The sequence below is a fragment of the Sphaerochaeta halotolerans genome (assembly GCF_003429665.1).
In the GTDB taxonomy this organism is placed as follows: domain Bacteria; phylum Spirochaetota; class Spirochaetia; order Sphaerochaetales; family Sphaerochaetaceae; genus Sphaerochaeta; species Sphaerochaeta halotolerans.
In genome coordinates, this window is sequence record NZ_QUWK01000017.1 from 1 (window position 1) to 17202 (window position 17202).

General features: G+C 49.2%; 16 protein-coding genes and 1 rRNA gene. 16 read left to right on the top strand and 1 reads right to left on the bottom strand.

The features are described 5' to 3' along the window. The 5 genes from rrf (at window position 1) to DYP60_RS12640 (ending at window position 4089) form a co-directional block, all read left to right on the top strand. A 5S ribosomal RNA gene (gene rrf, locus DYP60_RS12620) occupies window positions 1-112 on the top strand. A gap of 127 nt (window positions 113-239) precedes the next feature. Next, on the top strand, window positions 240-1271 hold the full coding sequence (locus tag DYP60_RS12625) for a DegT/DnrJ/EryC1/StrS family aminotransferase (RefSeq protein ID WP_117331377.1): 1032 nt from the start codon (window positions 240-242) through the stop codon (window positions 1269-1271). A gap of 10 nt (window positions 1272-1281) precedes the next feature. Continuing rightward, window positions 1282-2145: an NAD(+)/NADH kinase gene (locus DYP60_RS12630; protein WP_117331378.1), complete on the top strand. Its 864-nt coding sequence runs from the start codon at window positions 1282-1284 to the stop codon at window positions 2143-2145. Further along, window positions 2138-3814 carry a DNA repair protein RecN gene (gene recN / locus DYP60_RS12635; RefSeq protein ID WP_117331379.1) on the top strand — a complete coding sequence of 559 codons (1677 nt, stop codon included), beginning with the start codon at window positions 2138-2140 and terminating at the stop codon, window positions 3812-3814. The genes DYP60_RS12630 and recN overlap by 8 nt, the downstream gene beginning before the upstream one ends. Further along, a complete protein-coding gene (locus DYP60_RS12640; RefSeq protein ID WP_117331380.1) occupies window positions 3814-4089 on the top strand; it encodes a GNAT family N-acetyltransferase in 276 nt (91 codons plus the stop codon). Before recN ends, DYP60_RS12640 begins: the two co-directional genes overlap by 1 nt. Here the strand turns inward: DYP60_RS12640 and DYP60_RS12645 are convergent. Further along, window positions 4086-6416, bottom strand: coding sequence for a DUF3536 domain-containing protein (locus tag DYP60_RS12645; RefSeq protein WP_240622884.1), 2331 nt, complete (start codon window positions 6414-6416; stop codon window positions 4086-4088). The genes DYP60_RS12640 and DYP60_RS12645 overlap by 4 nt on opposite strands. Before the next feature lie 104 nt (window positions 6417-6520). Here DYP60_RS12645 and deoD point away from each other — a divergent pair, with 104 nt between their 5' ends. From deoD to ftsA, 11 genes are all read left to right on the top strand, one after another. Then, entirely contained in the window at window positions 6521-7228 is a 708-nt protein-coding gene (deoD, locus tag DYP60_RS12650) for a purine-nucleoside phosphorylase (RefSeq protein WP_117331381.1), read from the top strand. 89 nt (window positions 7229-7317) lie between these two features. Beyond that, window positions 7318-8049 carry a DUF4912 domain-containing protein gene (locus tag DYP60_RS12655; RefSeq protein ID WP_117331382.1) on the top strand — a complete coding sequence of 244 codons (732 nt, stop codon included), beginning with the start codon at window positions 7318-7320 and terminating at the stop codon, window positions 8047-8049. Next, the gene (locus DYP60_RS12660; protein ID WP_117331383.1) at window positions 8049-9644 is read left to right on the top strand and encodes a glycoside hydrolase family 57 protein; all 1596 of its coding nucleotides are present in this window, start codon (window positions 8049-8051) and stop codon (window positions 9642-9644) included. Before DYP60_RS12655 ends, DYP60_RS12660 begins: the two co-directional genes overlap by 1 nt. 213 nt (window positions 9645-9857) lie before the next feature. Next, window positions 9858-10337: a division/cell wall cluster transcriptional repressor MraZ gene (mraZ, locus tag DYP60_RS12665; RefSeq protein WP_237446268.1), complete on the top strand. Its 480-nt coding sequence runs from the start codon at window positions 9858-9860 to the stop codon at window positions 10335-10337. Beyond that, window positions 10337-11227, top strand: a complete 891-nt coding sequence (rsmH, locus tag DYP60_RS12670; protein ID WP_117331385.1) for a 16S rRNA (cytosine(1402)-N(4))-methyltransferase RsmH — start codon at window positions 10337-10339, stop codon at window positions 11225-11227. Before mraZ ends, rsmH begins: the two co-directional genes overlap by 1 nt. A 13-nt stretch (window positions 11228-11240) precedes the next feature. Next, window positions 11241-11585, top strand: coding sequence for a hypothetical protein (locus tag DYP60_RS12675; RefSeq protein ID WP_117331386.1), 345 nt, complete (start codon window positions 11241-11243; stop codon window positions 11583-11585). Beyond that, window positions 11582-12979 carry a UDP-N-acetylmuramoyl-tripeptide--D-alanyl-D-alanine ligase gene (locus DYP60_RS12680; protein ID WP_117331387.1) on the top strand — a complete coding sequence of 466 codons (1398 nt, stop codon included), beginning with the start codon at window positions 11582-11584 and terminating at the stop codon, window positions 12977-12979. The genes DYP60_RS12675 and DYP60_RS12680 overlap by 4 nt, the downstream gene beginning before the upstream one ends. Continuing rightward, window positions 12972-13907, top strand: a complete 936-nt coding sequence (locus DYP60_RS12685) for a phospho-N-acetylmuramoyl-pentapeptide-transferase (RefSeq protein ID WP_165849575.1) — start codon at window positions 12972-12974, stop codon at window positions 13905-13907. Before DYP60_RS12680 ends, DYP60_RS12685 begins: the two co-directional genes overlap by 8 nt. A 5-nt stretch (window positions 13908-13912) precedes the next feature. Then, window positions 13913-15148: an FtsW/RodA/SpoVE family cell cycle protein gene (locus tag DYP60_RS12690; protein WP_117331410.1), complete on the top strand. Its 1236-nt coding sequence runs from the start codon at window positions 13913-13915 to the stop codon at window positions 15146-15148. Next, the gene (locus DYP60_RS12695; RefSeq protein ID WP_117331389.1) at window positions 15145-15903 is read left to right on the top strand and encodes a cell division protein FtsQ/DivIB; all 759 of its coding nucleotides are present in this window, start codon (window positions 15145-15147) and stop codon (window positions 15901-15903) included. The genes DYP60_RS12690 and DYP60_RS12695 overlap by 4 nt, the downstream gene beginning before the upstream one ends. A gap of 25 nt (window positions 15904-15928) precedes the next feature. Then, window positions 15929-17176, top strand: a complete 1248-nt coding sequence (gene ftsA, locus DYP60_RS12700) for a cell division protein FtsA (protein WP_117331390.1) — start codon at window positions 15929-15931, stop codon at window positions 17174-17176. Window positions 17177-17202: the final 26 nt, after the last annotated feature.

A 17202-nucleotide genomic window follows, 5' to 3' on the forward strand; every position in this document is an offset into this window, starting at 1 on the left:
CCGGTGGCCACAGCAGGGTGGACACACCCGTTCCCATCCCGAACACGGAAGTTAAGCACCCTCACGCCGATGGTACTACGGGCAGCCGTGGGAGAGTAGGTAGCCGCCGGGCCCTTTTTTTTGCTTTTCCCCCATCCCCTCCTTTCCCGGAGGGTATTTTTGTCTTGGAAGGTACACCACCACATTTTGTACCTTTCAATTGATATGAAATACGGCTATACTTGCCCGAGGAGGAACCTGTGGCTTTAATCCCATTCTATAAACCAACACTACGCAGAAAAGACATGGATGCAGTGCTACAAACCATGGTCGATGAACGCATAGGGCCCGGTGAACGCAAGAATGAGTTTTTGAAACAGTTTTGTACCTATATAGGAGCCAGTAGTGGAATCGCCTTACGCAGTTATCCTGATGCATTGCGGGCATCGCTGCTTGCTCTAGGGCTTCCCCCAGGAGCAAAAATCGGAGTGAGTGTTCTCTCTCCTTCTCTCTACAGCTCGGTGGCGAAAGATCTGCAACTCGAACTGTTGCTTGGTGATATCGATGCAGAAAGTGGCTGTCTCAGCCAAGGTGAAGCAATCCGTCTCGTCGAAGCAGGAGTTCAAGCTATTTTGATTCATGAGCCTATGTGCCAGATTCCTCTGCATAGTGAATACCGCCAACTGGGTGTTCCGATCATTGAGGATATCAGCCAGAGCCTTGGTAGCTGCTTTGATGAAGAGAAAGCAGGTGGGTATGGAGACCTTGTTGTCTGCGCATTGGAGGAGGATGCTGTCGTCAGTGCTGCTGGTGGGGCTGTCTTGGCCACTATGCATGGTGATTATCAAAAAGCACTCAACTCGCTCTTTCGTGGACTCAGGGAGTATGTTGAACTCCCCGATATGAATGCAGCACTGGGTATGATCCAACTTTCCAACCTTGAAGAGCATCTCTCCAAGAGAAGAGAGTTTTATACGCTTTTTTCCAATGCCCTGCTGAAAACCGAGCACAAGGTGTATGGAATCGGGAACATCGATTTTAAACCGAACGGTTATGGATTCTGTGTTGTCCTGGATTCCAGAGCGGAGGATGCCATCAAGTTTGCAAACAAATATCAAGTCTCAGTACAGAAAACCTTTGCAAGTACCTTGGCAAGGGACTTCAGTGACCGATTTGATCTTTTCCCCAATGCATTGCCACCCCATCTCAGGGGAATATCACTTCCCCTGTACCCATTCTTGAAACAATCAGATACTGAGTTGTTGATAAAGGTCATCAGTCACCTACCATAAGGAGCCAACCATGGAACAGAGACAGGTACGCCATGTATTGATCATTGCAAACTGGAGCAAAAAACCAGCTCAAACCCTCTCTCAAACAATCGTCGACTACCTTGCAGGAAAGGGGATTGAGAGTAGTGTAAGCCGCACGAACAAAGGCAACGAACCCTTGGTTGTGAAAAAAGAGACTGACTTGGTCATCTGTCTTGGAGGCGATGGGACGGTACTCTACTGTGCACGATATCTCCAGGATTTAGGGATTCCCATACTTGCCATCAATGTGGGGACCTTTGGGTATATCACCGAGATATCCGTTGATGAGTGGCAGGAAGCAATTGATTACTTTCTTGCAGGTAAAAACACCATCAGCAGGCGCTTGATGATACGGGTAGGTGTCTTCAGAAAGGGAAAGAAGATATTCACCGCTCATGGACTGAATGAGATGGTGGTCTCTTCAAGTGGCATCAGCAAGGTCGTCAGCCTCTCGCTCCATATTGGATCGACTGAGGCAGGGTTTTTCCGTTCAGATGGCATGATTATTGCGACCCCCACTGGTTCTACAGGCTACAGCCTGGCCGCCGGGGGGCCCATCTTGGACGTGGACCTCACTTCCTTGATAATAACCCCCATTTGCCCGTTCACCCTGTCGAACCGACCACTGGTTGTAAGCGGTGATTCAACCATCACGCTGACAATACCTAAAGGTCAACGAACGGGTTTGATGCTCTCGGTAGACGGACAGCAGAACTTCTGCTTGCAGGAAGAAGACATGGTTATTGTGGAAAAATCCCAGAGTAAAGCATTGTTGGTTGCAAGCGAAAGACGTAACTACATAGAAGTATTACGTGATAAACTGAATTGGTCTGGGGGAGGATTGCATGCTTGAGCGGCTTGAAATACACAACTATGCACTGATCGAAGACAGTGTTATTGAATTTTCTGATGGTTTTACTGTCATAACCGGTGAGACCGGTGCAGGAAAGTCAATTATCCTGGGTGCTCTTTCCTTACTCCTGGGAGAAAAAACCGAAGTGCAATCCATCAGGAGTGGCCAGGAAAGTGCCACGGTGAGAGCTTCGTTTGCCATTACCCCTCCGTACCCGCCCAATCTAGCTGCGTATCTTGAACGCGAGGGAATTTCGATTGAAGAAGAGAGCCTGATCGTGAGCAGGACCATCAAGAATAATGGACGGTCCTCGGTATCATTGCAAGGCCGACTATCCAGCCGTACAGAGTTGGCAGCAATCAGCAAGGAACTGCTTGATATCAGTGCACAGAGAGACCATCAGAGTTTGCTCAGCGCAGCAAACCAGCTTGCAGTGCTTGATGCATACGGGACCTGTATGGAAGAGAAGCGTGCCTACCGTTCTGCCTACGAGTCATATCAGGCACTGAAAAACGAATTGGAGCAAAGGAAGCAACAGCTGGAACAAGCGAAGAAGGAAGAGGATTTTCTTCGATTTGCCGTTGATGAGATTGCAAAGATTGACCCGAAAGTAGGGGAGGATGATCAGATTACAGAGCAGGTAAGAGTCATCGCAAGCTATGAGCAGATCCATGAATCCTTGAGTTCAGCCATAGAAGCCCTGCATGGTGGAGAAGTTGGGACCAGTGCCCTTACCTCCCTCTCCCTTGCAGGCTCCCAGATTGCCAGTGCAGCAAAAGCCGATCCTTCCCTGGAAACATATGTCTCCCGACTTGAGAGCGCAGCAATCGAGATTGAGGACATCTATGAGAGCATTCGTGACTACCGCTCTTCCATGAGTTACAGTGAGGAAGAACTCGACAGATTGCAAGGAAGACTTGCCTCCCTGCAACGGCTGAAAAAGAAATACGGACATACCCTGGAAGCAGTTTGCTCCTTCTATCAGGAGAGCCAGAACCGTCTCAATCTCTCAGAAGAACAGGAAATCTGGTTGAGCAAGCTGGAAAAACAGATAGCCACCGCTTCCGAGCTGATGACAAGCAAAGCACGGGTACTCTCGGAAAAACGTCGAAGTGCAGCAGAAAATCTTGCCTCCCAGGTTGAACAGAAACTCAGGACATTGGGAATGAAAGAAGCGGTTTTCTCTATTATCTTTTCCCAGGTACAACCTGGTCCACAGGGAATTGATGAGGTAAGCTATGAAATCTGTGCAAACCCTGGACTTGAGATGCGATCCATCAAGGACGTAGCCAGTGGTGGAGAACTCTCACGTATCATGCTTGCGGTGAAAACCAGCCTTGCAGAGAGTGATGCGGTCCCTACCTTGATCTTTGACGAGGTAGACGCCGGTATTGGAGGCAGTGTAGCGCTCGCTGTCGCCGACCAACTGGCCAACCTGAGTCGCTCACATCAGGTGATTGTCATTACCCACCTCGCTTCTATTGCAAGCAAGGCAGATACCCATTTAGTGGTGCACAAGGAGATACGAAACCAGATGAGTTACTCCATGATCAAAAGCGTAAAAGAGGAAGAGCGGCAGAAAGAAATCGCAAGGATGCTCAGTGGAGATGACTCAAGCAGTGAAAGCCTTGGGCATGCAAAGAAGCTACTGCAAACAGGGAGGAGCTGATGGACTATTACAAAGCTGATAACGGATTTGCCTATGGCGAAGAACATGAGATACCCATGGCAAGAATTACAATGCGCTCTCTCGGGGATAACCGTATTGCAATCGATCACACGTATGTTTCTCCCAGCCTTAGAGGGCAGGGCATAGCGAGGAAGTTGGTAATGCTTGTCGTAGAGTATGCAAAGAAAGAGGGGAAACTGATTGTTCCCCTCTGTTCCTATGCCCAGATGGTCCTTGAGGAGGACCCGGAGCTAGCAAAGCTCATTAGCAATTAACTGATATACACATCAAAGTTCAATTCCTTGGCCAATGCATTGATCGAGAGGATGTCTCCTTTCTTTGGCTGTTTCTGCATGCTCACATATGGATACACTGCATTCTGGAGAGCTGTCAGGTCGGGTTGAAATCCTCGCTCCCTGACAATCTGCAAGAATTCCAGGATGAAACGTATGTTTCGTTCATAGAGTCCATCCTCTTGAATTTTCTCACCAAGGTTGGTCATCTCAGTGTGGAAGATGGAAGCAACCAGGTCGATATCCGGTTGCTTGCCATACTTCTTGAGGAAGTCAAGCATCAAGGCAAAATCTTGCTTATATTCATCCCATTTATCCAGGCTCCCATATATGAACAGGCTCTTGATTGAACTCAAGGAGCAGCCAATCAACTCCTCGTAGAGGGATCCCATCGGAAGGTACGGTACATTCTTTGCTAGTGTAGCATAATGGAAAACGTCTTTTGACAATCTCCTGAGTGCTTCATAGTCAAGGGTGCACACGCTCCTGTCGATCTGGTCAAACAGTTGGTCGCGCATACGCAATGGAATCTGGTTGTGACCGATCTTGGTGGTTTTTACGGTATCTGTCCCTCTTTCATGTATTTCCATGATATATTCAAGCGTGGCTTGCTTTGGATTCGGGTCACGTGCGGTACAGATGAATTGTGCAAGCGTTTCTGTATTGGTGACCAAGAGCTTATCAGCATGCTCATTCTCCTCTGTGTATGATTCCAACTGGAACCATCCATAGGTGTCCGCATAATCCTGTTTACGTGCGATTCTGCGGTTGAGTGCAAAGAAAAGTGCTGCCTCCACCTCACCGGGAAGATTCTTCAGGATCTCCTTTGCAAGTGTCTTGCCGCTGCCATCCTGCTTCCTGTTGGCCTTCGCCTTATCCAAGTCTTCCAAAAGTTGCCCAAGTAAGTCTTTCTTGCTGAAAGGATTGTACAAGTCTACCGCCATAAGAGCGTAGGCAATATTCTGTTTTGGCTCCAGTCCTGCAAGGTCATTGAAGAACCAGCCGCAACTGGTGTAGGAGAAATGTTTGTATTTCTGTCCTTCCAACAGCATTGCCAAGGTATGTTTTGTCTCTGCATCGTTTGTGTAGGAGGAGAGAAAACTGTCCATATCCTTGAGATGACTGACAACAACCGAGGATTGGTAGAGCAGCTCTTTTGGGTCAATAGCATTACCCAAAGCTTTGGTGACTTCATTCGTGAAGATTGCATCAATCTCTTTTGAGAGATTGTCGAAAGCAAGGCGAAGTGGGGTCCTCCATTTCTGGTTCCAACCCTCTTCACCACCCGTATGGCAACCGCAGTCTTTGTACCAACGGGATACTCCATGGATGCATGACCAGCTGGTTCCCTTTGCTTCTTCCCCGTCATGCAGGTATGCCAGCTCTGTAGCTGGATGGTCCTTAAGATAGGTTGCATAGTTGGTGAACGTGAAGTCGTCTCGTTCCTCAACCTTCTTTATCAGCGCGGAGAGGGCCATGTCCCCATAGGGTTCGTGATGACCATAGATTTCTCCATCGGTTGCAGTATGGAGCAGGGAGGGTTTGTCTTCTTGCTTGATGGCAACAAGACGTTGGTAAAGCGAGTCTGCATCCCTCAGATAGTGGCCAAAACTGATGCCTTCGGCCAACTGGGGATTGTAGAAGAAGGCACTGATGGTCTTCCCTTTGCTTCCCTGCAGCAGGAATGGCCTGTCGTAGGGGGCCCCTCTACCTTCCAGATCGATTCTTCCTTTCTCCTTGTCCTCGATAGCTCTGCACTGCCAAGGGGAGAGGATGACATAGGAAACTCCCTCTTCAGCAAGGATGTCGATGACCATTGGGCTGATTGCCGTCTCCGGCAGCCAGATTCCATCGGCTTTCCTGGAAAATCGTTGTGCAAAGTCTTCCAGTCCCCAACGGATCTGGACTCTTGCATCCTCTTCTGTACAAAGGGGCAGGATAGTGTGGTTGTACGCCTGGGCTATGGCGTTGCCAAAACCCAGACGCTCTTTGCTTTGTTTGTCAGCTTCCAGGATGAGCCTATAGGTGTTCCGATGATACTTCTCCATCCAGCTGAGCAGGGTAGGCCCAAAATTGAAACTCAGGTAAGCATAGTTGTTGGTCAGGCTTAGGATTCTCCTGACTCCGGAGAGGTATCTTGAGAGGCTGTTAGCCTTGTAGCAATCTGCATGTATACGTTCATTCCAGTCAGGGAACGGGCTCGCAGTAAGCTGCTTTCCGATAAGTCCCGTCTGGGGGTTTTCTCTTGGTGGCTGATAGAAATGTCCGTGCAGAATCAGGGATGTCTTGTCTCGTTTGTTTGTTTTCATATAGCTGGGGCAGTATACCATACTAACAAGAGGCCGGACTACCATTTGGCACATCATCTTGCACATTGTTGCATTCTGGTGAATGATAGGGTCAGGGGGAAACCATGAGTATTCATATTGTTGCAGATAAAAACAGCATAGCAGATACCGTATTATTGCCTGGTGATCCACTACGGGCAAAGCATATCGCACAGACCTACCTAACTGATGTGGTCCAGTATAATGAGATTCGGGGTATGTATGGATTTACCGGCAGGTATCATGGGCAACGTGTTTCTGTACAGGGAACAGGGATGGGCATGCCTTCTTTTTCCATCTATGCCCAGGAGTTGATTGATAGCTATGGAGCCAAACGCCTGGTGCGTGTTGGAACTTGCGGCACCATGAGTGAGTCACTCAAGCTCAAGGACGTGCTCATTGTCCAGGGAGCAGACTCTGATAGTGGAATGAATGTGAGCCGGTTTGGGACCTATCAATTTGCACCAACAGCAACCTTTTCCTTGCTCATGCGTGCGTATGAAAATGTCAAGAAGATGGGAATCGGTTATGCAGTGGGAAATGTATTTACCAGCGACCAATTCTATGACATGAAAGGTGATGAGAAAAAAGCAATTGCGCAGTCGGTGGGAACGATGGCTGTCGACATGGAGACCTGTGAACTCTATACCCTTGCCCATCTCAAGGGAATTGAAGCCTTGACATTGCTTACCGTCAGTGACTCCCTGCTCAGCGGCAACCAGATTGCACCAAAGGACCGACAGACAACCTTTGACTCGATGGTAGACCTGGCGTTGCAGACCCTCTTCGACTGAGGGTAAAAGAGCCATTGGTTGACTAAGCGCTTTGATTCTTTTACGATTGCCCTAAAGAACGTCCGTAAGGATACTTTTTGGGAGTAAGCATGATTCTCATCAATATTGATTCCTTGTCTACTACCGAGTTGCAATATATCGCCCAGCAGGAACGCTTGGAGGATTGGCAAACACTCGATCGGGAGGAGCTCATCGACGCCTTGGAAGAAGCCTTCGGCGAACAAGACGATGAAGTCTATTCGGCACAGAAGGGAAAAATCCATAGAAATAGATTTTGCAACTCCCTTACTGACTACCGTGGGGATAAGCAGAATTTGAGCGATCTTCCTGGAGTCGAGCCGTTGCCTGAAACCTATTTGGATACTTCCATCCATCTCCTGCTTCGAGATCCACAATGGGCCTATGCCTATTGGTCCATCTCCCCGGATTCCCGGCAGATGGTCTTCGGTGAGGACGGACAGGCTCCAAGCAGCCTGTTCCTTCGTGTACAAGAAACCAGGATTGAGAGCGGGGAAGTTCTTTCCTTTGATATTTCGGTCGACCGTGAAGATACCCAGTGGAATATCAACCTGCCCAATATGGGTTCATCCTACTTGGTGGACCTTTGTTGGCGCGACCGTAAGGGCAATGAGATGTCTTTGGCCCAGAGCAAGCGTGTGGAAACCTATCCTGCCTATTGGCAGAAACATAGTGGAGAATTGGCGGATAATTACGCCTCCTTCCTGTCAAATTTCGCTTCCTTGGTTACCAAGGAAGGGGAGATTGTTGATAATCCGGTGATCAGGGATCTCGCACAGCAATTGTGCAAGGGGGTACTATAATGTCCAATCCATCAGTTGCATTCATCCTGAATGCCCATCTCCCCTTTGTGAGGCATCCTGAATACCCACGATTCCTTGAGGAAGATTGGCTCTTCGAATCCATCAGTGAAAGTTATCTTCCAATGCTGAGAATGTTCAACCGTCTTGTGCATGACAAGATACAATTCAAGATGACGATAAGCCTGTCTCCCACCCTCTGTTGCATGCTCACCGATCCTGTGCTGAAGGAACGATTCCTTGAGTATCTTGAGCGTCATATCGAGCTGGGGGAGAAAGAGGTGCTGCGATGCACAAAGGAACAGCCAGAGTTCCTCGAGATGGCACGGTTCTATCTCGACCAGGCACGTGAGAATCTTAATGATTTCCAGGACCGTTACCGAGGCAATATCCTGGAGGGTTTCAAGGCGCTGGAGAACAGCGGCCATTTGGAACTGGCTACGACCGCTGCAACCCATGCATATCTTCCGCTCTATAAAGACTATCCCACTGCGATCAACGCACAGATAGAACTGGGAGTGCAGTCCTTCCTAACCACCTTCGGTCATCTTCCCAAGGGGTTCTGGTTGCCGGAGTGTGGGTATTACCCCGGACTTGAGGAATCATTGAAGTACCATGGTATCTCTTGGTTCCAGACAGCAAGCCAGAGCATGTTGCTCTCTCCCGACAAGGTCGAGTATGGCACCTATCGTCCAGTGCAGTGTCCGAATGGGGTTGCCGCCTTCCCGAGGGATTTCCAGACCACCAGTTTGGTCTGGTCCAACGCTTCAGGCTATCCTACTGACCGCAACTATCGTGAGTTCTACCGCGATATCGGTTATGACCTTCCAATGGAGTACATCAAGCCCTATATCCATGAACCCTCACTGAGGGTCTTCACCGGTTACAAATATTGGGCAATCACCGGACAGACAAACCAGAAAGTCCCCTATCGTCGTGATCTTGCTCAAAAGCGTGTGGCAGATCATGCAAAGAATTTCCTGTACAACGTTCACAAGAAGACCAAGACGCTGGAAGGAGCCCTGGACAAGAATCCGGTGTTTACCTTGGGGTATGACGCTGAATTGTTCGGCCATTGGTGGTTTGAAGGTATTGACTGGCTTGAGCAGGTGTTCCGTCAGAACGCAGAACATGAACAGCAAGCATCCTTCGTCTCTCCATCTACCTTCCTGGCAAAAGAGAGAGACACACTGCAGACCGTGCGACCAGCATTCTCCTCATGGGGCCAGGGTGGCTACAGTGCGGTTTGGCTTGATGGATCAAACGCTTGGACCTACCGGCATATTCATAAGGCCATCGAGAGGATGGAAGAACTTGCCGTTCGGTTCAATGACCAGATCAGCCTGAAGCAGAGGTTCCTTAATCAGGCTGCTCGGGAAGTTCTGCTCTCCATGGCAAGTGATTGGCCGTTCATCCTGTTCAATAAGAGCAGTACTGAATATGCCCAGAAGCGCATTGGTGATCATCTGAAAAACTTCAATGTTGTCTATGGGAACATGTGCAAGAATGCTGTGAACACCGAGTGGTTGGTAAAGGCAGAAAAGCGAGATATTTTATTCAGCGACATCGATTACAACATCTTCAACCCTGAACGGTAAGTAACGATTTGCTTTGAACGATCCCCTTCCTTTTTGGAGGGGATTTTTTCTGTATTCAGAAAAAAACCGTGAATTATTATGAAAAGGTACACGCTTGTTAAGCAGTGAGCAACAATTTTATCTCTATACCGGTGGAAAGGCAAGAAAGTTTGGTTGTACTGTGGTGGTAAGAAGTGTACATTTATGGATGTAAGTGGGAGAAAATCCCAAATCATGAATACGGTGAGGAGCCTGGTCATGTTGACTGGTGAGTTTTACAACACCATAGACGACAAGGGTCGTATACTCATCCCTTCCCGATTGCGTAGTGCAATGGAAGGGGATGCCCTCTATGTGACCAGAGGTCTGGAGAATTGTCTCTGGTTGATGCTTCCCTCCGATTTTGAAAAACTTAAGAACACCATCATGAATGGCCCCGGTGCAATGTTTGACCGGAAACTCAGGATTCTGCAACGTGGCATGATTGCTCCCGCGCAGTTGTGCGACTTTGACAAGGTGGGAAGGATCAACATTCCCCAAAGCCTAAGGGAGAGTGTCTCCCTTGCTGCGAAAGAGGAGTCAGTACTCCTTGGAACCGGTAATTACCTGGAGCTTTGGAATCGGAGCGCCTATGAACAGTACCTGCATGCAAGCATGGATGAATTCCTTGACGCAGCACAGTCGCTTAGTGAAATGATCAGGGAGGACTTCTGATGGAGTATGTTCACTACCCAGTGATGACCCAAGAAATCCTTGAATACTTGGTCCCTCCTCAGGACCGTCCTGCAAAGATGGTTGACTGTACCTGCGGCGAGGGTGGCCATACGTTCCTGTTCCTTTCCAAATATCCAAATCTGGAAGTTGTAGGGCTGGATCGTGACCGTGAAATCCAGCAGAAGGCAATCAAGAGGATGGAACCTTTTGCAGACCGTTTTACCGCCAAGAATATCTGGTTCGATGATTTTTTTTCCGACTATCAGGAACAGGACCTGGATCTGGTACTCTTCGACCTGGGAATTTCCAGTTTTCACTTTGAGGAGTCCGAACGAGGGTTCTCTTTCCGCAAGGATGAAGAACTGGATATGCGCTTGGACAAGGATGCCCCGATCAGTGCGCAGGATGTGGTAAACGGGTATCAAGAGAAACGGCTTGCGGACGTCATCTATCAGTTTGGTGAGGAGCGTTACTCCCGGCGTATCGCGCGGGCGATCGTTGAGGAGCGAAAGTTGCACAGGATTACTGGCAGCGAAGAATTGGCCTCCATCATCTATAAGTCGGTTCCCCCCAATTATCGCTATGGCAGGATCCATCCTGCTACCCGAAGCTTCCAGGCCATTCGAATCGAGGTGAATCGGGAGCTGGACAGAATTGAACCCGCACTCAAAGGCGCAGTCAATGCCTTGAAAAGCGGGGGAAGACTGGCGGTCATCAGTTTCCATTCTTTGGAGGATCGCCCGGTGAAGTGGCTCTTCAAGGGAATGGCTGAGGGAAGTGAGGCAGTCATAAGGATCCTTACAAAAAAACCCCTGGTACCCAGCGAAAATGAAGTAAGGGAGAACCCAGCAAGCAGGAGTGCAAAACTGAGAATCATCGAGAAGCTCTAAAGGAGGCGATGTTATGGTACAGGATTGGTACACGGTGGAGATAGACAGACAACCGTCTGCAAAGCACCATCACTCTGAGCGCCTCCAACACGCCATGATCCTGGGTATGTTGTTTCTCCTTATGGCAGCCATATTCCTCCCGCTCTGGCAGCGTGGGATCAATCGCTCACTTGAAATGGAATATCAGAGACTGTTGGAGAATCGTCAGGCGTTGGAAGAGGAACAGCAGGTCCTGATGGCAAGTATTTCCTCCCTCAGCATGCCTGAAGCCTTGACATCTGGAGCTTGGGAGAAAGCCCTCGTATTCCAGCCCATCAAAGCGGAGGCTGTACTGGGAATCTCAAGGAGCAACCAATGAACAGCTACCAGCATATTGACCAGTTTGCCTTTACCGCCTCATCCATTGCCTCTCTTTGTCAGGCAACTTGCATCAGAAGTACTTCCTCGCTCATTGTTGACGTACAGATAGACAGCAGACTCTGTTCCAGTGGTAGCCTCTTCTTTGCTTTGAAAGGAGAGCATACCGATGGTTTTACATACATCAAGGCTGTATCTGAAAAAGGAGCAGCCGCAGTCGTAGTACCTTCTGAACATGCACAGGATGCAATGCACTTGTGCGATTGCGCCATTCTTGTGAGTGATGATGTACTTGCAAGTCTCCATGCCCTTTCCCGTTCATACCTCTCCTTATTCCCCCAGTTGACCACTGTAGGAGTCACGGGTAGCTGTGGAAAGAGTACTACCAAGGAAGCTATAGCCTGTATAGCTGGACAACTGGGGCCTACCGCCAAGACCCCTGGAAACCTCAACAGTGAATATGGTCTTCCCCTGAGTACCTTCTCCTTGGAAAAACAGAGCCGCTATGGAATCTTTGAGATGGGTATCGACCATGTCGGAGAAATGGACAGAATGGTTTCCATACTCAAGCCTACTCTTGGATTGTTGACAAATATCGGCATCTCCCATCTTGAAAAGCTTGGAAGCCAGGAAATCATCGCCCAAGAGAAGGCTAAAATATTCCATCCCGACCTTGAGGCCGGTTTTGTAAGCCGTTCATGCAAGCATCTTCCACGCATAGAGAAACAAGCCTCAAGAACACTATACCGGTATGATGCGGATGCAGTGCAAGCTGTCGACATGGGGCTGGAAGGCTGGTTGGTTACCTATGGAGGGGAGACCTTCCAGATCAGGGCAGTAGGAAAGCATCTGCTCGAAGATGTTGTTGGTGCTATTACAGTGGGAGCCTATCTTGGGGCAAGTCCGAGGGAGATAGCCCGCTCGTTGGAAGGATTCACTCCGATGCCGGGAAGAAGCTCAGTGCACAGAAGCGACATCACCATCATTGATGATTCCTACAATGCCAGCCTGGATTCCACCAGGAGTATCATCTCCTATGTCTCCAATCTCAGGTGGGGAGGGGAAAAGAAAGTAGTGCTTGGACCGATGAAGGAACTGGGAACTCAATCACAGGCAGCCCACCGCGCCGTTGCGAATCTGCTTGCCAGATCAACGTTTGCTAGAGCCTATCTCTTCGGCAGTGAGATGGAAGAGGCCGCCAGCCAACTACGGCGTCTTGGCTATGCTGACAAGGTTTTGTTTACTGAGAACTTTGAGGAGCTGGAACACAGTGTAGAAAAACAGAGCAATCGGGGTGACCTGTTCCTGCTCAAGGCCTCTCGTTCTGTTGGTATGGAACGCATGATTCCTTCCCTCACCGAATATGCTGCAAGGAGGCCCCTACGGTATGCCTGATAGGTTGCTGCTCCTATTTATGCTTTCCTTTGTTGCAACCTTCGTAATCTCGAAGGTTCTGCTGTTTTTTGTAAAAAAGAGCGACATTGCCGTCAAGCCGGAGCTCATGGCCTTCCAGAGGCAAAAAGCAGGGACTCCAGTACTTGGCGGACTGGCATTCACCTTGGGAACCTTGTTGATTTCCCTGTTTGATCCAGCATTAGCCGATCCCCAGGTACTTTTCCCCTTGTTTGCCTTGGTTGTTTTTGCGGGAATCGGTTTTCTTGATGACCAAATGAAAAGCAAGCATTCCAATGGGGATGGATTGCCTTCCATGGTGAAACTGCTACTGCAGATGCAGGGTGCAGTGTTGCTGTTGGTCTTGGCCAACTGGCAGAACTTGCTTGACACCCGTATTGATTTGATGGTTTTCCAGCTTGATCTGGGAATTGGGTACTACGTGTTTGCCTTGTTGTACATTCTCTATTTCGTAAATGCAGTGAACATTACCGATGGGCTCGATGCATTGGCTGCAGGAAGCACGTTCCCTATGCTCCTATTGCTCATCATGTTCTCCCAAAGGCAGGGCGTTCCAGCTTCCAGCGCATTGCTGGGTTCCTTGTTTGCCTTTCTTTTCTTCAATCTTCCTCCTGCACGATACTTCATGGGGGATTGTGGAAGTCATGCGCTTGGTGCTTATATTGCAATGTCGGCACTCCTGATGGGCTGTGAGCTGGCAATCTTCCTTGCCAGTGGCTTGTTCCTCCTTGAACTGGCATCCAGCCTGATTCAGATTATTTCCATCAGGCGGTTTGGACGCAAGGTATTTACCATTGCACCATTACACCATGCCTACGAACTCAAGGGAGTGAAAGAGGGCCGTATCGTGCTTGGTTTCACCTTTGTCTCCTGGTTGTTTGCAGCAGTTTCATTGCTGATAAGCAGGTGATGGTCATGGATATACGAAGGGACTTTGACGACTGGCAACAAACAGAAGCACCACTTGAGGAAGGGGGAGGGACCCTGAGTGCCTTCACCTTTCTCTGTATCGTCATCCTCACCACCTCCCTTGGCCTGATCATGTTGTACAGCGCTTCATACAATGAAGCACTCATCCATGGACTTCCTCATCACTACTTCTTTACACGACAACTGATGTTCGTAGTCTTGGCCCTGTTTGGATGGTTGGTCATTCGCTACATTCCGCTTCGCTGGGTGGAAAAGATTTCCTATCTTGTGTTGACACTATCCATCTTGCTGTTGTTGCTGACACTCTTCAGTCCCTTTGGCCAGGAGCGGCTGGGTTCCAAGCGCTGGTTACAGATTGGGCCGCTTCCCTCTTTTCAACCTTCAGAATTTGCAAAAGTGGGCATCATCCTTTTCTTCGCCGCATACCATAAGGAGGATCGTAGCACGCAATCCATCATCAAGCAGCATGGGTTGCCCATTGCATTCAGCTTGCTCATTACCTTGCTGATTTTCCTTCAGAGAGACTACTCATCGGCGGTTTTGTTCCTGGGAATCAGTTTTGCGATGTTGCTTGCAAGTGGCTTCAGAATCGTGCACATGGTCATTCTTCTTGCATTTCTGATTCCACCAGCAATCGTTGCGATGTTCAGTCAGTCCTACCGCATTAAGCGTATTGTTTCATTCCTGTTTCCCGCCCTTGATCCTAGTGGGATGAATTATCAGGTGAGCACCGGTTTGAAGGCCATCTCCTCAGGAGGCCTCTTCGGCGTTGGTCTTGGGAATGGCACATTCAAGCTTGGGCTCCTACCGGAAGTGCAGAGTGATTTCATCTTTGCCTCGGTCTGTGAGGAGTTGGGGTTTGTCGGTGGAGCATTCATACTTGCCCTGTTCCTCATGTTTGCAATACTGGGCTATCATGCAAGTCGCCGAATGCAGGATAGGGACCGTTTTCTCAGCCTGACTGCCTTCGGGTTGACCAGTATGGTGCTTTTCCAGGCCATTCTTAACCTTGGGGTAGTAACTGCATTGTTGCCACCCACCGGTATCCCGCTACCGTTCTTCAGCCAAGGCGGAACCAATCTCCTGGTTGTCTTGCTCAGCTGTGCAATGCTGTACCGAATCCTGTTGATCAGTAGTGGCAAGATACCCCTCAACAAGAGTTCCTTGGGGAAAGAGGAACGAACAGAGATTCATTTCCCTGCGCAAGGGGGTGATCAATGAGACGCGTATCGCTGTGGGTGAAATTGACCGTGTTATTACTCCCCTTGGTTGCCTTCATGGTACTTGTAACACTTCAATCCCTTCCCCAGTTCAAGGTTGTGACCATCCAGGTTACTGCAGAGCGTGGAAGCGGGAAAGTTCCATCCTCCCTCAAGGAGTATCTTGCAACCTTTGTGGGACTCTCCCTTTTTGATTTGAATCTCTATCGTCTGGAACGAGAATTGGGCGAATATCCAACAGTATCCTCTGTGCAGCTCCACAGAAAATTGCCCTCTTCGCTCTTGGCAACAGTCTATTTGGTTCAAAGTCCTGTCTTGGTACAGACAAGTGATGGAGAAGAGGCTTTTCTGGTTGAGGGAAATAGGTTGGTGAAAATCCCTGAAGAAGATATTGATGCTTGGAAAGCGGAAGTGGTGACAATAGAGGTGCCCTTTTCCTATGCTCAGATGCTCCTGACCTATGGACTTGACCGTTCCTTTCAACAGGTGATGGATTTGGCAAATTCTCTTGGAGAGAAAACTACCTTGATAACAAGTATAAAATACGATAATAATAGTAGTAACAGCTTTGGAAAGATGGTATTGGAAATCTCATCCCTCAATGCCCGGATTTGGGTGAGGGAGCCTGTAGGAGTGGCCCAGATACAAGCGGCCGTGGCACTGGCCCAACAGGACCAGCAGGATACACTCTCCTTCCTCAGCTCGGAAGACAAGCGTTATGACCTCTATCGAGAGGGTTTGGTGCGCAGGTGGTGAGACCGACCAGAAGGGGGTTGTTGTAATGGCTGGTGATAAGATGTTGATGGGACTGGATATAGGCTCAAGCCGAACAAGATGCGTTATCGGCTCAGTGAGCCGGGATGGCCAGTTGATGGTTGACAGCATCTGTGAGCACCCCAGTGAGGGAGTTCGCGCCGGTTCCATCGTCAATATTGAGCAGACCTTGAAGACCATCCAAACGGTGATCAACGAAGCAGAGCTCCAGGCAGGGGCAGAGATGAGCGAGGTCATCATCGGAATCGGTGGGGAGAACATCGTTGGGATTCCCAGCACCGGGGTGGTGGGGATCAATAGCAAGGACCAAGAAATCAAGCGGGAAGATATTTTCCGCAGTCTCGAGGTTGCCAGGGCGTTTGAACTGCCCCAGGACCGTGAAATTCTCCATACATTGGTCCAGGACTTCCAGATTGATGGGCAGATGGGCATCAAGGATCCCATCGACATGCTTGGGCACAGGCTCGAAAGCCGTGTGCTGATTGTAACTGCTTCTTCTGCAATCTGTCAGAACGAGCGAAAGTGCATCCAACGTTCCGGTTTGAGTGTAGAGAGAATGGTATTGCAAAGCCTCGCTGATGCAGAGGTTGTCCTCAGCAGTGAAGAGAAGGAAATGGGTACAATCCTCATCAATATTGGCAGTGGTATCACGAATATGATTGCCTATACCAATGGGGCTCCCGTATATACAGGTGGGGTGAACCTAGGCGGTGATGCAGTCACCAATGATATTGCCTACATCCTGAACAAGACAAGGGGAATCGCTGAACAGATCAAATGTGAGAGCGGACACAGTTATGTGCCTTCTGTCAGTAGTGAGGATATGGTACTCATTCCCCAGGTGGGAGGACTTCCTCCCATCAAGATGCCAAAGAAGGAACTCAGCAAGGTCATAGAGCCAAGAATGGCAGAAATCTTCAGTCGTTTGCAGAGTGACTTGGAGAAAGCCCAGGTACATGGCTCCTTTGGCGGTGGGGTGGTCTTGGTTGGAGGCGGAGCCTTGCTCAGTGGGGTTACCGAACTAGCCAGTGAAATTTTCCAGCTCCCGGCCCGCTTGGGCTTTCCTGAGGCTATCGGGGGGTTGGATCGGAGTTATATCAGTCCCCAGTACACGACGGTACTTGGCTTGATGAAGAGCGAAGCCCGCAAGGTACGGGATACTACTACCGGAACACGTTCACACAAAGAGCGGACGCGTCGTAAAGAAGGTGGGGCAGTATCAAAGCTCCGTAGTTTTTTCAGAACACTGTTTTAAGCGTGCCGGATGGCGAAGGAATAGAG